We start from the raw sequence: 16620 nt of genomic DNA on the forward strand, positions 1-16620 counted from the left end.
ACTAGCGCCCTCGCCACGCGGACCAGAGTTCGGAGTACCGGCCGCCCGCCTCCACCAGGTCCCGGTGCGGCCCCTGCTCGACGATGCGGCCGTGCTCGAGCACCACGACGCTGTCGGCGCTCGCCGCCTGGGTGAGGCGGTGGGCGACGACGATCGTCGTCCGTCCGCGAGTGGCGGCCCGGGCGGCCTCCTCGAGGTCGCGCGCGCCGGCGCTGCCGGCCTCGGCGGTGGCTTCGTCGAGGACGGCGACCGCCGGATCGGCCAGGACGATGCGGGCCAGTGCGATCTGTTGCGCGCGAGACGGAGTCAGCTCGACGCCGCCCTCGCCGACCACCGTGTCGAGACCGTCCTCGAGGGTGCTCACCCACGAGTGCGCGCCGACCGTCCGCAGCGCGTGTTCGACCGTCTCCCGATCCGCGTCCGGTGCCGCGAGCCGCAGATCGTCGATGAGCGGTCCGGCGAACACGTGCACCTCCTGGCTGACGATCGCGACGTGCCGGCGCAGTCGATCGGAGCCGATGTCGTCGAGCGACACCCCGCCCACCCGGACCGATCCGGAGTCAGCTCGCATCGAGCCCGCCACGAGCGCGGCGATGGTGGACTTGCCGGCGCCGGTCGAGCCGACCAGCGCCACCGTCGTGCCGTCGTCGATCCGCAGATCGATCCCGTGCAGGACGTCGTCGACCCCGTCGTAGGAGTGGCGGAGGTTCGTCACGACGACGGTGCCGTCGGCGGGCTCCACCTCGGTCCCGGGGGAGCGGTCGTCGGGCAGATCGATGACACCCACCAGTCGTGCGAGGGAGGCCCCGGCCGACTGGATGTCGTCGAACGAGTACAGCAGCATGCCGATCGGGTTGAAGAGCCGGTGGAACAGCAGTGCCGCCGCGGTGGTCTGACCGACGGTGACGGCGTCCTCGCGCACCAGCAGGAAGCCGACGGTGAGGATGACCGAGAGGCCGACGCACTCGGCCCGGTTGCTGCGCGAGCCGAACCGGGTGAAGAGACGGAAGACGGTGACGGCGATGTCGCGAGCCTTGCCGGACGATGCGTCGATGCGCGCGAGGTGCTCACCCTCCATGCCGTACGCCCGCACGGTGCGGGCCCCCTGCATGCTGCTGACCAGAGACTGGGCGCGCTCGCCCATCGCGACGCGCTCGGCGGCGTACATCGGGGCGGACCGCGGCAGATACCAGTGCAGGGCCATCACGTACATCGGGATCGCGACCATGCCCGCGAGTCCCAGACGCCAGTCGAGCCCGAGCATCGTGATCAGACTGAGCAGGACCAGCAGCACGGCGGCGAGGATGTTCGGCACCACTTCGCCGAGCGATTTCGCCATCACCGCGATGTCGTCCCCGACGCGGGAGAGCAGGTCTCCCTTGCCGACTCGCTCCAGTGTGCTCACCGGGAGGTGGAGTGCGCGACCGAGGACGCGCTCGCGCAGCGAGGCCAACATCTTCTCGCCGAGCAGACTGACGGTGTAGGCGCCGATCCCGGTGAAGACACCGCCCGCGACCGCCGCGGCGCCGATGACCGTCACGACACCGACGATCGTGGACGTCGGTGCGCCCTCGGTCACCCGATCGACGAGCATGCCGAAGACGTACACGGGAATCAGCGCCATCGCCGCCGCGACCACGCCGATGGCGACGGTGAGCGCGACCGATCCCCGCCGCGCACGGAGTTCGCCGCGAAGGAACGTCCAGCATCGCCGTCCACTCGCGATGGGCAGCAGTGCGGTCGGTTCGGTCATCGCAGAACCGCCTCTCGGTAGCGCTCGTCCGTCTCCGCCAACCCGTGGTGGGTGCCGACGGTCGCGACGCGCCCCTCGTCGAGCACGACGACGCGGTCGGTGACCGCGAGGAGCGCGGGGCTGGTGGTGATGAGCACCGTCGTCTGGGTGCGGGCGTCGCCGTCGTGACGCAGTCCCGCGATGCCGGTGGCGATGGCGTGTTCGGTCACCGCGTCGACGGCGGTGGTCGGATCGTGGAGGACGAGTACCGGTGGCTGCGCCGCGAGTGCGCGGGCGAGGGCGACTCGTTGGCGTTGCCCACCGGACAGGCTGGCACCGCGGTCGGTCACCGGATGGTCGAGACCGCCGTCGTGCATGGCGACGATGTCGGTGACGGCGGAGGCGGTCACCGCGGCGTCGAGGTCGCTCCCGCGGTCCAGGGCGATGTTGGACCGCACCGTGCCGGCGAACAGATCCGACGTGTGCGGTTCCACCAGCACGGTGCGGCGGACCTCGGGGAGCGCGAGCTCGGTCACGTCGACGCCGCCGACCGTCAGCCGTCCGGTGACGTCGTCGGGCGACACCTGCCCGGAGAGGACGGCGGCCAATGCATCGGCGTCCTGCGGCCGGTAGGCGACGACGCCGACGATCTCGCCGCGCCCTAGATGCAGGTCGAGATGCGTCAACGTCCCGTAGGACAGGTCGTCGAGTCCGACGGACGAGGTGTCGGGGGACCGCGTACCGGTGGAGGTGACCACCGGGTCGGCGCCGAGAACCAATGCCAACCGGTCCGCTGATCCGCGGATGACCGCGAGGAAGCCGGGAAGTCGGGAGAGCGAACTCAGCGGCTCGATGAGGAACTGCGCCAGTCCGACGACAGTGATCAACTCGGCGACGGAGATTCGGCCCTCGAGAGCGAGGAACCCGGCCGTGCCGGCCACGGCGGCGGACAGCAGCGCGCCCACCGTTGCCGAGACACCGAGATACACGCTGTTGCCACGGGCCAGACGCATCGTCGCGGCCAGTGCACGTCGGCTCGACTGGACGAACCGCCGGGACGCGACGTCCTCGGCGCCGATACCGCGGAGGGGCCGTACGCCGCTGACGAGATCGGTGGCGAGACCTGAGACGCGGGCCACCTCCGCCTGCTGATCGGTCGCGGCGCGGGTGAGGAACGGCGCACACAACTGGAGGAGAAGGAGAAGGACAGGCGTGCCGATGACGACGGCCAGCCCGAGCGGCACATCGATGACGAGAAGTGCCACCGCCGTGACGACGAGGGCGGTGACAGCGGCGGCGACCCGGGCGATGGCGTCGAGCGCCCACGAGGTCTTCTCGGCGTCCGAGGTGCTGACCGTCAACAGCTCGCCGGGGCCGAGATCGACCTGGACGCCGCGCGGGTCGAGCACGCGTCCCGCGACCTCCACGCGTAGCAGGTGTGCTTCCCGCTCGATCGCGACGACGATGATGCGGGCGCCGATGCGGTACGCGTAGGAGAGGACGACGAACAGGCCCGCCAGCCCCAGCAACGAGACGATCATCGCGGTGACGTCGCCGGTCTCGACCGCGCGGCCGATGATGAGACCGATGGCGACCGGCACCATCGTCTCGCAGAACTGGTGCACACAGAACAGGGCCGACGAACCGACGAGTCGCACACGGTGGCGCCGGGTGGAGCGGCGCAGGATGGCCCCGCCGGTCGACGGAGGTGCGTCATGCATTAGCCGACCCTAACCCACGTGGCCGACCGGTCGGGACGACGCGTACGCGTCAGTCGTGCTCGGGATTCCTGGTGCGACGGGCGGCGTCGCGCTGCTGCTGAGCGCGTTCCCGGCACCGACGCAGGAACTCCTCGTCGGACTCGGAGTTCGTCGCGACAGCGCGGCCGGGACGGACGTCGTACTCGGGGAAACGGGTCGCCCTCGGTCGGCGTCCCGCGTCGGGACCGCCCCAGATGCCGCCGCCGACGGGCCGGCCCGCCACGAGCCAGGCCACGGACCCGGCGAGAGGAAGGAACACGACGAGCAGGAGCCAGACCGTCTTCGGGAGGTGACGGATGCCACCTTCGTCGGCCGTGATGACGTCGATGAGGCAGAAGATCCAGAGCACGGCGACGATCAGGCCGAGATAGGGCACGGGCGCGTCCTCACGTAGAGCGGTTCACGTCCCGATTCACGAACCGCATGGTCTGTTGACGCGCTCACCCTAGCGCCCGACGTCGCCCTCGTCACTCCGTGCGAGCCGTCGCGGGGGTAGGTGGTTCCGAATGCCCTCTGTGAGCGCCCACCGACCGGGTTTCCCCCGGCGGTCCGACGGGCATGCACGGATGTATCGACGAAAGGACAAGTCGTGGTCGCGCAGAACGAGAACGAGCAGCCGCAGGATTTCGCACGCACCACGCGTGCGCACGCCGGTGAGGCCATCACCGACAGCCGCGCATGGCCGGGCTACTTCCTGATGGCGCTGGGCTTCGTTGCGCTCGGACTGGGCCTGACCGCAGCGGGCGGCGGCTTCGAGGGATGGGTGCTGGTCGCCGGCATCGCCTGCCCGGTTCTCCTGCTCGCCGGCCTCGCCGTGGTCCTGCTCGAGCGCAAGCGCGTCAAGGCGGCCGAGGGCAAGTCCCTCACCGATCCCGGTGGTCACTGACCACGATCACGTGACGGGTTCCGATGCGTCGGAACCCGTCGTCACCGTGCCGAGAACTCGCACGCAGTACTTCCGTGCGTGGTCCGAGCTGCACGGAGGGTACGACGTGCACTCGTCGGCACTGGTGCACGGCTGGCTGACCATCACGTACGTTCTGGCCCGCCCGCTCGCGCGGGCGCGCGTCGCCCCCACCGCGGTCACCGCTGTGGGGGTTCTCTTCGCTGTCCTGGCTCTCGCCGTCGCGGGTTCCGGTCCGTGGGGCGCCGGCGCGGCGGCACTGCTTCTCGTCCTGTCGGCGCTGGTGGACAGCCTCGACGGCGCCGTCGCACTGCTCCGCGGTCGATCGACGGCATTCGGCTACGTTGCCGACTCGGTGGCCGATCGACTCTCGGACATGCTCGTCTTCGCGGTTCTCCTCGTGCTGGGAGCGCCCGCACCCCTGGTGGTCGCGGTCGCGCTGCTCACCCTGTTGCACGAGACGGCGCGGGCACGCGCGGTGTCCGCGGGGATGGCGTCGATCGGAGTCGTGACGGTGTGGGAGCGCCCGTCCCGCGTGATCGCCGTCGTGGTGACTCTCCTGGGAGCCTCGGTGGTGGACACCGGTCCGCTGTTCGGCACCATCGGCGCCGCCGTGTCCCTGATCCTCGCCGTCGTCGGCTTCAGTCAGATCAGCGTGTCGATCCATCACGCTCTGAGTGCGCTTCCCGCTCCGCGACCCGGTCGCACTCGAGAGTGAACACCCAGCCGATCAGCACGATGATGTGCAGCAGGAACAGCCACAGCACCGTGGCGACGGCCGCTCCGACGGGTTCGAGGCCGCCGAACGGGCCCGACCAGTCGATGGGTATCGCGAGGAACAGCACGTAGCCCTGCAGGAATCCCGAGACGAAGGACGCGGTGGTCAGGGCACCGATCGCGACTGCCGTACGCGAGAGGGTGGTCGGCGCGACCACCCGGTACGTCCATCCGATGGGTACGGCGAGCACCAGCCAGACGGTGACGAATCCGAGCCAGACGCGGAACGCTCCCGCGCCGATGCCGCCGTTCACCGAGGCGAGTGCGTTGCCCACCACGAGAACGGGGATGGTGAGCAGCGGCGTGACGATCAGGACCGGGAGCGCCGACGCGCGACCGCGCCAGCCGACGAACGATTCGCGCACGGGCTCGTAGACGAGCAGGGCCCGTCGCATGCCCTCGCCGTAGAAGGTGGCGGGCAGGATCGCGACCAGGCCGCCCAGCCACCCGAGGTGGGTCCCGGCGTCGAACAGGGTCCGCACTGCACCCGGGGCGCCCGCCGCGCCCGGCAGAAGTCCGGCGATGGCGTCTCCGTACCCGACGACGGTCTCCTCACCCAGCAGCAGCGTGGTGAGGCGCAGACCCAACAGCAACATCGGCACGACGGCGATGCCGCCGTAGAACGTGATGCCCGCCGCCACCAGGGCCGTGTCGCGCGCCGCCAGCCGACGTCGCATTCCCGCCGCGACGGCCGTTCGTTCACGCACGATGCGTCGAGTCGTGCGGACGCCCGTCATGGGGCATGTCTACCCGGTGGCCCGTGCGCTCAACCTGCACCGTTTCGTCCGGGCGGTGCGCGGGTAAGAACGCTGGGACCCGCACGACTTCCGTGGGTGACTTCCGGTCCCTCCACGAGCTGGACCTACGACAGAGAACTGGTGCCATCAGTGACACGACAGCCTTCCACCCCCTACCCCCCGGGTGTCAGTCTTCGACCCGACGGGAGCGCGAACGTCGCGGTCTACACCGAGACGGCCGAGTCGGTGACCGTCGTCACGTACGACGAGAACGGTACCGAAGTGTCGTCGACGACACTGCCCGAGTACACCGGCCACGTGTTCCACGGCATCGTCGAGAACATGTCCGTCGGAACGCGATACGGATTCCGGGTCGACGGCCCGTGGGATCCGGCCGCCGGGTTGCGCCACAACGCCGCCAAGCTCCTCCTCGACCCCTACGCGAAAGCCGTTGCGGGGTCCGTGGAATGGGACGAAGCGGTGTTCTCCCACCATCACGACGAGCCCGAGACACGCAACGACGCCGATTCCGCGCCGTTCATGCCGCGGTCCGTGGTCGTCGACGACTCGTTCGACTGGGGAGACGACGCCGCGCCGCGAATCCCGTTGTCCGAGTCCGTCGTCTACGAGGTGCACGTCAAGGGGTTCACCCAGCTCGACGAGAACGTGGACGAGGCCGTCCGCGGGACCTACGCGGGCCTCGCGCATCCGTCCGCCATCGAGCACCTGACACGGCTGGGCATCACCGCCGTCGAACTGCTGCCCACGCATCAGTTCGTCCAGGACTCGCACCTGCTCGAGGAGGGTCGCCGGAACTACTGGGGATACAACTCGATCGGCTTTCTCGCGCCGCACAACGAGTACAGCAGTGCGGGCGACACGGGTGGGCAGGTCACCGAGTTCAAGTCGATGGTCAAGGCGCTGCACGCGGCCGGCCTCGAGGTGATCCTCGACGTGGTCTACAACCACACCGCCGAGGGCAACCACCTCGGACCCACCCTGTCCCTCAAGGGAATCGACAACGCGTCCTACTACCGGCTGGTCCCCGAGGACCACAGCTCGTACTACGACACGACGGGAACGGGCAACAGCCTGAACGTCGGCCATCCCGCCGCACTCGCCCTCATCATGGACTCGTTGCGCTACTGGGTCACCGAGATGCACGTCGACGGCTTCCGCTTCGACCTCGCGAGCACCCTGACCCGTCAGGACGAGGACCTCGACCGACACAGCGCGTTCCTCGACATGGTGCATCAGGATCCGGTGCTCGCCCCGGTGAAGCTGATCGCCGAGCCGTGGGACACCGCCGGCTATCAGGTCGGCGGCTTCCCGGCGCGGTGGTCGGAGTGGAACGGTAAGTTCCGCGACGACGTCCGCGACTTCTGGCGCGGCGCGGAGGGCAGCCTTCCCGCTCTCGCGCAACGTATCTCGGGTAGCCCCGACGTCTACGAGAACGATCGCCGGCCCACCCTCGCGAGTGTCAACTTCATCACCGCGCACGACGGCTTCACTCTCGCCGACCTCACGATGTACGACGAGAAGCACAACGAGGAGAACGGCGAGGACAGCCAGGACGGCGAGTCCGACAACCGGTCGTGGGGATGCGGCGCGGAGGGTCCGACGGACGATGCGGACGTCAACGCGCTGCGCGATCGCCAGCGCCGCAACTTCCTCGGCACGCTGCTTCTCTCGGCCGGCGTTCCGATGCTCCTGGGAGGCGACGAACTCGCGCGCTCGCAGGGCGGCAACAACAACGCCTACTGCCAGGACAACGAGATCTCGTGGTTCGACTGGGCGGTCGCCGACGACGCACTCGTCGAGTTCACCACGGCGCTGATCACACTCCGCCGCGAGCATCCGGCGCTGCGTCCGGTGTGGTTCCGCCACGGCGAGGACGACACCACCACCGACACGAGCGGCGGTCGACCCGACACGATCGACTTCCAGCGCGCGGACGGCGTCGCGATGGGTGACGACGACTGGACCACCGGATCGAACAAGTCGATTGCCGTGCTGTTCAAGTCGTCGGCCGAGGACACCGTGTTCCTGTGGCTGATGAACGCCTCCGACACCCCGGTCGAGTTCACCCTGCCCGACGAGACGTGGTCACTCACGATCTCGAGCGACCCCGAGCAGCAGGTGGGCGAGGACCCGACGTCACTGCTGGTACGAGACAGGTCGTTCACGCTGCTGCAGGCTCAGTAGCCGGTCGCGGCACGGCAGATCCGACGCGGGCCCCGATCACCGATGTGGTGATCGGGGCCCGCCGTCGTCCACACCCAGCATCGCGGTGATCACCGCGGCGAGCCGGCGCTCGTCGACGTGCCGTGACAGGTCGTCCACCACCGTGAACGCTGCTTCGACGAGAACCGACGACTGTGCCCGCGAGCGTCCCGGCATCGTCGACGCGAGGAGGTGCACCCACTCTCCGCGCTCCTGGCGAGCCATCACGGTGAGTTCGCGTGCCGTCGCCGGACCGGTCGAGAGGCCGTGGCGCCGGAGTACCCGCAGTGCCGGCGCCCGCGTCGCGAGGGCCACGCGCCGCCGCGCCAGCCCGGCCAGCGCCTGGTGCGGCGTGTCCGACCGGGCGAGCACACGCGCCGTCTCGTCTGCCGCCCGGCGCGCGGCGCCGAGGCACACCTCGTCCAGCACCACGGTCTTGCCGCCGAACCAGCGGTAGGTGCTCGACGCCGCGATGCCCACCGAGGAGGCGATGGCCGCCATCGTCACGTCGGCGGGCTCGCTCTCGTCGAACAGCTCCGCGGCCGAGCGCAGGAGTGCGTCCCGTCGCCCGACGGGCGGGACGCCGTGCGGGAGTTCCGGATCGTCGACGGCGTCCGGCAGGTCCGCCGAGAGGACCGCGGCGCACGCGGAGTCGAGAACCTCGAGCACCGCGGCGGCGGGGACGGCGAGGCGGTGCGTCCCGATGCTGGAGAGGGTGGACAGCACCGCCCGAGTCGTGACGTCGGAGTCGCGAGAGGGCCGAAGGATCGGATCGGCACGACGTGCTGCCGCGGTGACGGCATCGAGAACCGTGGTCACCGAACCGATGTCGGGGTCGTGCAGATGCGGGCGGTCGCGGCGCAGCGTGCCGAGCGAGCGGCGCACGGTGAGGGCGCCGAGAGCGAGCGCGTGGTGATCGGCGGGAGCGCCCTCCCGAGCGATGCGCCGTTCGAGGCGTGCGACCGCGGTCAGATGCAGCGTGCGGAGCAGGTCGTACTTCGAGTCGAACCACCGATACACCGACGGCCCCGAGACGCCCGCGGCCGCCGCGACGTCGTCGATGCCGACGGCCGCGTAGCCGCGGGCGCCGAACAGATCCGCTGCCGCGTCGAGCAGTCGCCGCGGCCGTGGCGACCCACCGGTCACCGCGGTGTGGGCGCGCCGGGAGCCGCGGCGTGCAGTGCCACCTCGCCGGCCTTGACGACGAAGTGGACGCGACGGCCGGGCACGAGGTCGAGTTCGGTGGCCGCCGCGACGGTGACGTCGGCGTGCAGCGCGGGCAGACCCGCGGCCGCGGTGGACGTGATGCGGACCGACGAGCCGGTGGACTCCACGTGGCCGATCTGCACGGGCAGCACGTTGCGGGGGCTGCCCCGCGGTGGGTCGACGAATACGGAGACGGCGGTGGGATGCAGCAGGGCCACCGCCGATGAGCCCGCGTCGAGAGGATCCGGGGCGCGGCCCTGCACGGCGACACCCGACGCGGTCGTGAGCGTGTCCGGAGCGGTGATGGTGCCCTCGATCGAGTTCACTCCGACGAGGGCGGCCGCGAACCGGGTACGCGGAGCCGTCAGAACGTCGCGGACGGTGCCGTGTTCGACCACTCGTCCGGCGTCGACGACGGCCACCTCACCGGCGAGCGTCAGGGCGTCGACCCGGTCGTGGGTCACCAGCAGGGTGGTGCGCGAGGTCTCGGCGAGTACCTCGCGGAGCACGCGGCGCATGGCCGGTGCGGACTCGGCGTCGAGCGCCGCGAACGGCTCGTCGAGCAGGAGCACGTCGGGGTCCGCCGCGAGTGCGCGGGCGAGGGCGACGCGTTGGGCCTGTCCGCCGGACAGTGCGCGCGGCCGCCGATCGGCGAGGTCTGCCGCGTCGACGGCCTCGAGCCATCGGCGCGCGAGTCGCTCGGACTCGGCTCGTCCGGCACCTCGTGAGCGGGGCGCGAAGGCGACGTTCGCCAGCGCGGACAGGTGTGGGAACAGCAGCGCGTCCTGGGCGAGGAGAGCCACCCGTCGGCGATGCGGCGGGACGTCGATGCGCTGCGCGCTGTCGGTGAGGGTGCGCGCTCCGATGCGGACCACGCCGTCGTCGGGCCGGACGAGTCCGGCCACCATCGACAGCAGCGTCGACTTCCCGGCACCGTTGGGCCCGAGGATCGCCACCACTCCGCCCGACGGCACCGTGAGCGTGAGGTCGGCGCCGCGTGCTCGGTGACGGACGTCGAGGACGACCGAGGTGTCGGTGGGTGTCACAGCACGCCTGCCGGACGCCGACTGCGAGTGAGGATCACGATGACGATCGCGACGACGATGAGGACCAGCGAGAGGGCCACCGCCGCATCGGGATCCGTCTCGCGCTGAAGGTAGATCTCGAGCGGGAGGGTGCGGGTGACGCCCTGGAGCGACCCGGCGAACGTGAGGGTGGCGCCGAACTCGCCGAGCGCACGGGCGAAGGAGAGCACCGCACCCGACGCCAGCCCGGGCAGGACCAGGGGGAGGGTGACCCGCAGCAGGACGGTGCCGGGTGAGGCTCCGAGGGTCGCGGCGACGACCTCGTACCGCGTGCCCGCCGTGCGCAGTGCGCCCTCGAGACTGATCACGAGGAAGGGGAGGGCGACGAACGTCTGCGCGAGGACCACCGCGGTGGTGGTGAAGGCGATGTCGATGCCCCACGCCCGCAGGTGTTCACCCAGCAGTCCCTGCCTGCCGAACGCGTAGAGCAGGGCGAGCCCACCCACCACCGGGGGCAGGACGAGGGGGAGCAGGACGAGTGCGCGCACGACGGCGACGATCCGCCCGGTCGACCGCGCGAGGACCAGGGCCATCGGCACCCCCAGCAGGATGCAGAGGACAGTGCTGGCGGCCGCCGTGCGCAGGCTGAGCAGCAGCGCGGCCCGGGACGACTCCGAGGTGACGAGCGGAACGAAGCGAGCCACGTCGACCGAGAGCAGCATCGCCACGAGAGGGAGCACGACGAGCGCCGTGCCGAGTCCGGCAGGCACGAGGATCCAGGCGGGCGGACGCACCGCGTCGCGGTGGCCGCGCGTCCCGCCCGCGAGGCCGAAGATCACGGTGTCTCGACGATGACGGTGGTCGCCTTGACCACCGCGACGGCGACGCTGCCGGGTTCCAGTCCGAGTGTCCGCACCGATTCTGCGCTCATCAGCGACGTCACGGTGAACGCGCCGCACTGCATCTGTACCTCGGCCATCACCGTGTCCACGACCACCGAGGTGACGAGTCCGGCCAGACGGTTGCGCGCGGAGCTGACCGTGCCGCTCGGATCCGGCGGTGCGGCGGCGCGGGCCCGAGCGTGCGCCGCGAGCGAGGCGCCGTTCACGACGGTGCGTCCGGCCGAGTCCTTCGACGTCTCGACGACACCACTCTCGATCCACCGGCGGACGGTGTCGTCGCTGACACCGACCAGGGCGGCGGCGTCTCGGACACGCAGATCACTCATCGGGTCGCACGCCGGAACGAGACGGGGCGCGGCGCAGATGCGGACGACGTGGGACCGAGGGCGCGCATCCACGTGATGCTAGCGGCCGGGAACAGACTCGGGGGTGTCGGCGTTGCACAGCTCGACGGAGTCGGATCCATGCCCCGGGTACCACCCCTTTCGCCGCTACGAGCGGCCTTCTGCCGAGAGGCGCACGGCCGACTCCGTCCTCGATGCCGCCGAGTTCACGCTCGGCGGCATCGTGCTGTGCGGGGTCGCTTGTGACGCACACCAACAGCACCCGCGATCAGCGAAACGGGACGCCCGGTCCGCATTTCCGCTGGCAGAGGCTCCGGACCGCTGGTGAGGAGCCGGGTCGATGCTCGATCGGTACTCGACCGTGACCGTGTTCCCCAGCTCCGGAGTGGTGAGAAATCCCAGGTGGATGGCATCATGTGCGTGATAGCTGATGGTTCGGGCGCAGGTGAGTGGAGTCGAGAGAATGACGATGTCGTGGGGTAGGACCCGTCGCGGGCGCTCGACTCTGGTGGCCGCGATGACGGTGCTCGCACTCTCCGCGGCCGGGTGCACCGCGGGGTCGGGTCAGACACCGACGGCGGCTCCCGCACCGATCGACTCCAACCCGCTGTCGGAGCTCATGAAGCCGAAGGTGTCGTTGCCGGCGCCCGACGCGTCCGTCGGATTCTCCCCGAGTGCTCCGGTCGCGGTGACCGTGGCGGACGGCACCCTGTCCGAGGTGACGCTCACCGACGACGCCGGCACCCCTGTCCCCGGAGCACTGTCCGAGGATCGGTCGTCCTGGACGAACAGCGAGGTGCTCGACTACAACGGCACCTACACGCTGCGTACGCGGGCCTACGGTCTGGGCGGTGAGGCGTCGTCCGTCTCGTCCTTCACCACCAGTTCGCCGGACAACGTCACCAAGCCGTACCTGCTGCCGTCCGAGAACGAGATCGTGGGCATCGGCCAACCGGTCGCCGTGCAGTTCGACGAGCCGATCCCCGACAAGATCGCCGCGCAGAACGCGATCACCGTCGTGACGGACCCGCCGGTCGAGGGTGCCTTCTACTGGGTCAACCAGAAAGAGGTGCGGTGGCGCCCGCAGAACTACTGGGCTCCCGGCACCCGCGTCACCGTGACGGTGGACGTCTTCGGTCGCGACCTCGGCGAGGGACTCTTCGGCCAGGAGAACGCGTCGTCGTCCTTCTCGATCGGTGACGCCGTCATCGCCACCGCGGACGACGCCACCAAGCAGGTGACGTTCTCCGTCAACGGAGTCGACGTCAAGACCATGCCGACGTCGATGGGCAAGGACAGCTCGCCCACCGACAACGGGGTCTACATCATCGGTGACAAGTTCGCGTCCATGGTAATGGACTCGTCGACCTACGGCGTCGCCGTGGACTCCGCGCAGGGCTACCGCACTCCGGTCGACTGGGCGACGCGAATGTCCTACAGCGGCATCTTCTTCCACTCGGCGCCGTGGTCCGTCGGATCGCAGGGCTATTCGAACGTCAGCCACGGTTGCCTGAACCTGAGCCCGTCGAACGCGAAGTGGGTCTACGACAACACCAAGCGTGGTGACATCACCGTCGTGAAGAACACCGTGGGTGGAACGCTGTCGGGTACCGACGGACTGGGCGACTGGAACATCCCGTGGGACGAGTGGAAAGCCGGCAACGCCCAGTCCGTCTGAGCCGCTAGACCTTCAGGCCCAGAGCGGTGAGGTAACCGACCGGGTCCACGGCCTCGCCGCCGCGTCGCACCTCGAAGTGCAGGTGCGGGCCGTTGGAGTCGCCGGTACTGCCGACCGCGCCGATGGCCTGACCGGGAGCGATGGTGTCACCCACGGCGACATCGATGCGACTCTGGTGTCCGTAGAGGACCTCCGTGTCGCCCTTCTGGATCTTCACCAGGTTGCCGTACCCGTCGCCCGCGTCACCGGCCTGCGTGACGGTGCCGCCGGTGACCGCGTAGATCGTGGTGCCCTGCGCGGCTCCGAGGTCGATGCCCTCGTGGTTCTGCCGTCCGCCGCCGGTCGGGTTGTTGCGCCCGCCGTAACCGGATGTGACCTCGAAGGTGCCGGGCGTCAAGGGGAGTCGTGATCCGCCGACGCCCAGCGGGGCCGCCTGGAAGGGCGACGTGGCGTCCGGCGCGGCGTCGGGAGTCACCGGGGTGAGGGTGATGTCGCCGAGAACGAGCCCCGCGACCTCCTGGACCAGCACGCCCGTCGCGTCGAGGACGGCGGCGAGGATCGCCGCCTGCTGCTTGGCGCTCAGCGGAACACCGGGAATCTGGAACGCGGGCAGAGCGGGGAGCGGCGGAAGCGCGGGTGCTGCTGCGGCCGTGGGTGTCCCGGCGAAGAGCAGAGCTCCGGTGGCCGCGACGCCCACCATGGCGGCGGATCCCCAGCGACCACGGCGGCGCACCGGTGACGGCGATGCGTCCACGGTGTCCTGTGATGCGGTGTTCGAGTGTGATGTTCGGTGCACGAGCTACCTCCGTATGCGCCCACGGGCGTCGCCATTCGGTCGGCGCCGACCCGGGGGAGGAGTCCCGTCGCTGCTGCGCTGTCCACGGCGGTACGGCCGTCGACGTCCCTCTGACCCGTACCGGTCTCACCGACCGGTACCGGACGAGCAGTCGCCCACGGCGCACCGCTCGGCGAAGTCGAATGCCCTTCCCTTGGCATTCACGTCCGTCGAGCGAACAACACGAGTAACACACGGCGCACCTTCCCCAAGAGCGCCACGGGTCACTCTACGGGACAGCAGTATCGCTCGGTAACACGAATGCTCAATTACACCAACGTAATTCGGTTGTGCCGGCCTACCTGCGAAAACACATACGTGTAATTCGGCGGTGGGGCCGTCCCGGTGCGGAGATCGGACCGTGTCCGGGCTGGTACCTTGCGTTCGGGGGCGGGTTACTGCCGCGTGTGGCGCGACTGTGGGGGATGTTCTGTATGCGACGACAACGGGCGATGGCGGCTGCGCTGGCACTGGCACTGGTGGGGGGAGTGAGCCTGGTGCTCGCGCCCGTGGCGGCGGCCGAACCGTGTGGAGGACTGCCCGGTACCGGGATCGACGGAACAGGTTTTCCCGGTCAGCCACCTGCGGGACGGCAGGGTCCGGTGCCCGCCTACAACGGGCCGTCGACGTCCACCGTGGGGTGGGTGACCGGTCAGGAGAGTGTGAACCGGACGTTCGATCGTTTCGGAATCTCGGGGACCGATCTCGGCATCAGTTGGGACAACGGAGCCGGTCAGACCCTCATGGCGTTCGGCGACACCTTCGGGAACTGCGCGGTCCCGGGCGGGCAGTGGCGGCACAATGTTCTGTTGCGCAGCAACGACACCGACCTGTCGGACGGCATCACGTTCGCCGACGGTGTGCCCGGTGACGTGAACTCCGGTGCGGTGGTGGCCGGGAACGATCCGCGATTCGCGACCCAACTGCTCTCGGCTCTCGGGCTCTCACCTGTCGAGTACACGATCGTTCCCACGTCGGCGATCGCCGTGAACGGCGTGCAGTATCTGCACTTCATGTCGGTCCGCGAGTGGAGCGGCTCGGTGTGGTCGACGAACTACGCGGGAATCGCGACGTCGCGCGACAACGGGCAGACGTGGTTCCCCGAGCCCGGCACGATCCGGTTCAACAGCGGCGTGGCCGTCCCCGGTACGGAGCAGTTGGACGCCCGATTCCAGCAGGCGGCGTTCGTCCGCGGCCAGGACGGGTTCGTGTACCAGTACGGGACACCGAACGGCCGTCTCGGTGCGGCCTACCTGGCCCGCGTCGCACCCGACGCGATGCTGGACCTCACCCGGTACGAGTACTGGAACGGTGGGTCCTGGACCTCCGACCTGGCCGCCGCCGCTCCTGTGGTCGGCCAGCCGGTCGGGGAGATGTCCGTCGCGTGGAATGCGTATCTCGGTCGCTACATCATGCTGTACGGCAACGACGTCGAGGGCCGCATCATGGCGCGGACCGCGTCGGCGCCCGAGGGGCCGTGGAGCGCTCCCACCGCGCTGGTGGTGAACAACGACATCGGCAACTACCCGGGCGGTGGCCTCTACGCGCCCTACATCCATCCGAGATCGGCCGGTGACTCGCTGTACTTCACGGCGTCGCAGTACTCGTCCTACAACGTCATCCTCATGCGGACGGATCTCGACGCGCTGCCCCGCTGAGCCCCACGCACGACGAAGGCCCCCGACTCGCGAGTCGGGGGCCTTCGTGTTCGGGGTGGACGACGGGACTCGAACCCGCGACAGCCAGGATCACAACCTGGTGCTCTACCAACTGAACTACGCCCACCATTGCTGCACACCCTGCGGCGATGCAGCGCGTTCGATACTAGCGTGACCGATACGCGGGAAGCCAATCGGTTCCCTGTGTCACGCGTCGCCACCGGTCAGCGTCGTCACGACAGCGCCGATCTCCTCGGTGGTCGGTCCCGGAGCCGCCACGAAGGCCGTCTGCCGGTAGTACTTGAGCTCCCGGATCGACTCCTCGATGTCCGCGAGTGCCCGGTGCGCGAGGCCCTTGGGAGGCTGACCGAAGTAGATGCGTGGGTACCACCGGCGGCACAACTCCTTGATGGAGCTGACGTCGATCATCCGGTAGTGCAGGTAGTCGTTCAGTTCCGGCATGTCCCGCGCTATGAAGCCGCGGTCGGTGCCGATCGAGTTGCCGGCGAGCGGCGCGGTGCCGGCAGGAACGTGCTGCCGGATGTACTCGAGCACCTTCTCCTGCGCCTGCTCCATCGTGACCGTCGACGCACGGACCTCCTCGGTGAGCCCCGACTTGGCGTGCATCTCGGTGACCACGTCCGGCATCGAGGCCAGTGCGTCGTCGTCGCAGTGGATCACGATGTCCACGCCGTCGCCGAGAACGTTGAGGTCGCTGTCGGTGACCAGGGCCGCGATCTCGATGAGCTTGTCCGAGCCCAGCTCGAGGCCCGTCATCTCGCAGTCGATCCACACCAGTTTGTCGTTCACGCACATCCTCGGTATCCGTCGTGTCCATC

15 protein-coding genes and 1 tRNA gene are annotated in these 16620 nt (G+C 69.7%); 5 read left to right on the top strand and 11 right to left on the bottom strand.

Going from position 1 to position 16620, the window contains the following annotated elements; genetic code table 11:
- Position 1: 1 nt before the first annotated feature.
- From J4E04_RS06805 to J4E04_RS06815, 3 genes are read right to left on the bottom strand one after another with little or no spacing between them, the layout of a single operon-like run.
- Complete coding sequence (locus J4E04_RS06805; RefSeq protein WP_490150237.1) at positions 2–1753, bottom strand: ABC transporter ATP-binding protein; 1752 nt, start codon at positions 1751–1753, stop codon at positions 2–4.
- Positions 1750–3453, bottom strand: a complete 1704-nt coding sequence (locus J4E04_RS06810) for an ABC transporter transmembrane domain-containing protein (RefSeq protein ID WP_490150238.1) — start codon at positions 3451–3453, stop codon at positions 1750–1752. Before J4E04_RS06810 ends, J4E04_RS06805 begins: the two co-directional genes overlap by 4 nt.
- Before the next feature lie 49 nt (positions 3454–3502).
- Complete coding sequence (locus J4E04_RS06815) at positions 3503–3868, bottom strand: PLD nuclease N-terminal domain-containing protein (RefSeq protein WP_027505600.1); 366 nt, start codon at positions 3866–3868, stop codon at positions 3503–3505.
- Between the two features lie 213 nt (positions 3869–4081).
- Between J4E04_RS06815 and J4E04_RS06820 the strand changes: the two genes are divergently transcribed.
- Both J4E04_RS06820 and J4E04_RS06825 read left to right on the top strand, forming a co-directional pair.
- Positions 4082–4378: a hypothetical protein gene (locus J4E04_RS06820; RefSeq protein WP_027505601.1), complete on the top strand. Its 297-nt coding sequence runs from the start codon at positions 4082–4084 to the stop codon at positions 4376–4378.
- Positions 4379–4388: 10 nt separating this feature from the next.
- Positions 4389–5114 carry a CDP-alcohol phosphatidyltransferase family protein gene (locus J4E04_RS06825; protein ID WP_222630079.1) on the top strand — a complete coding sequence of 242 codons (726 nt, stop codon included), beginning with the start codon at positions 4389–4391 and terminating at the stop codon, positions 5112–5114.
- Here the strand turns inward: J4E04_RS06825 and J4E04_RS06830 are convergent.
- A complete protein-coding gene (locus tag J4E04_RS06830) occupies positions 5047–5910 on the bottom strand; it encodes a YhjD/YihY/BrkB family envelope integrity protein (protein ID WP_051613317.1) in 864 nt (287 codons plus the stop codon). The genes J4E04_RS06825 and J4E04_RS06830 overlap by 68 nt on opposite strands.
- A 150-nt stretch (positions 5911–6060) precedes the next feature.
- On the opposite strand from J4E04_RS06830, the gene glgX reads away from it, so the two are divergent.
- Positions 6061–8115 carry a glycogen debranching protein GlgX gene (gene glgX, locus J4E04_RS06835; protein ID WP_490150239.1) on the top strand — a complete coding sequence of 685 codons (2055 nt, stop codon included), beginning with the start codon at positions 6061–6063 and terminating at the stop codon, positions 8113–8115.
- A gap of 36 nt (positions 8116–8151) precedes the next feature.
- On the opposite strand, the gene J4E04_RS06840 is transcribed toward glgX, so the two are convergent.
- The 4 genes from J4E04_RS06840 to J4E04_RS06855 are packed head-to-tail and all read right to left on the bottom strand — an operon-like array spanning position 8152 to position 11592.
- Positions 8152–9279: a TetR family transcriptional regulator gene (locus J4E04_RS06840; protein ID WP_490150240.1), complete on the bottom strand. Its 1128-nt coding sequence runs from the start codon at positions 9277–9279 to the stop codon at positions 8152–8154.
- A complete protein-coding gene (locus tag J4E04_RS06845) occupies positions 9276–10385 on the bottom strand; it encodes a sulfate/molybdate ABC transporter ATP-binding protein (RefSeq protein WP_082544551.1) in 1110 nt (369 codons plus the stop codon). The genes J4E04_RS06840 and J4E04_RS06845 overlap by 4 nt, the downstream gene beginning before the upstream one ends.
- Complete coding sequence (locus J4E04_RS06850) at positions 10382–11200, bottom strand: ABC transporter permease (RefSeq protein ID WP_490150510.1); 819 nt, start codon at positions 11198–11200, stop codon at positions 10382–10384. The genes J4E04_RS06845 and J4E04_RS06850 overlap by 4 nt, the downstream gene beginning before the upstream one ends.
- Positions 11200–11592, bottom strand: coding sequence for a TOBE domain-containing protein (locus J4E04_RS06855; protein WP_027505607.1), 393 nt, complete (start codon positions 11590–11592; stop codon positions 11200–11202). Before J4E04_RS06855 ends, J4E04_RS06850 begins: the two co-directional genes overlap by 1 nt.
- Before the next feature lie 481 nt (positions 11593–12073).
- On the opposite strand from J4E04_RS06855, the gene J4E04_RS06860 reads away from it, so the two are divergent.
- A complete protein-coding gene (locus J4E04_RS06860) occupies positions 12074–13288 on the top strand; it encodes a L,D-transpeptidase (protein WP_261769329.1) in 1215 nt (404 codons plus the stop codon).
- A 4-nt stretch (positions 13289–13292) separates the two neighbouring features.
- Here J4E04_RS06860 and J4E04_RS06865 read toward each other — a convergent pair whose 3' ends face one another.
- A complete protein-coding gene (locus J4E04_RS06865) occupies positions 13293–14042 on the bottom strand; it encodes a M23 family metallopeptidase (protein WP_490150241.1) in 750 nt (249 codons plus the stop codon).
- Between the two features lie 515 nt (positions 14043–14557).
- On the opposite strand from J4E04_RS06865, the gene J4E04_RS06870 reads away from it, so the two are divergent.
- Positions 14558–15781, top strand: a complete 1224-nt coding sequence (locus tag J4E04_RS06870; RefSeq protein WP_285185729.1) for a glycoside hydrolase family 183 protein — start codon at positions 14558–14560, stop codon at positions 15779–15781.
- 54 nt (positions 15782–15835) lie between these two features.
- Here the strand turns inward: J4E04_RS06870 and J4E04_RS06875 are convergent.
- Positions 15836–15908, bottom strand: a tRNA-His gene (locus J4E04_RS06875).
- 80 nt (positions 15909–15988) lie between these two features.
- The gene (gene orn, locus J4E04_RS06880; protein ID WP_222630093.1) at positions 15989–16591 is read right to left on the bottom strand and encodes an oligoribonuclease; all 603 of its coding nucleotides are present in this window, start codon (positions 16589–16591) and stop codon (positions 15989–15991) included.
- Positions 16592–16620: the final 29 nt, after the last annotated feature.

The sequence above is a fragment of the Rhodococcus sp. NFXS4 genome (assembly GCF_058139645.1).

Excerpts from the sequence above, each read along its gene's own strand:
- J4E04_RS06805 (WP_490150237.1), bottom strand. The coding sequence starts at position 1,753 with ATGACCGAACCGACCGCACTGCTGCCCATCGCGAGTGGACGGCGATGC.
- J4E04_RS06810 (WP_490150238.1), bottom strand. The coding sequence starts at position 3,453 with ATGCATGACGCACCTCCGTCGACCGGCGGGGCCATCCTGCGCCGCTCC.
- J4E04_RS06830 (WP_051613317.1), bottom strand. The coding sequence starts at position 5,910 with ATGACGGGCGTCCGCACGACTCGACGCATCGTGCGTGAACGAACGGCC.
- J4E04_RS06855 (WP_027505607.1), bottom strand. The coding sequence starts at position 11,592 with ATGAGTGATCTGCGTGTCCGAGACGCCGCCGCCCTGGTCGGTGTCAGC.
- J4E04_RS06860 (WP_261769329.1), top strand. The coding sequence starts at position 12,074 with ATGACGATGTCGTGGGGTAGGACCCGTCGCGGGCGCTCGACTCTGGTG.
- J4E04_RS06870 (WP_285185729.1), top strand. The coding sequence starts at position 14,558 with ATGCGACGACAACGGGCGATGGCGGCTGCGCTGGCACTGGCACTGGTG.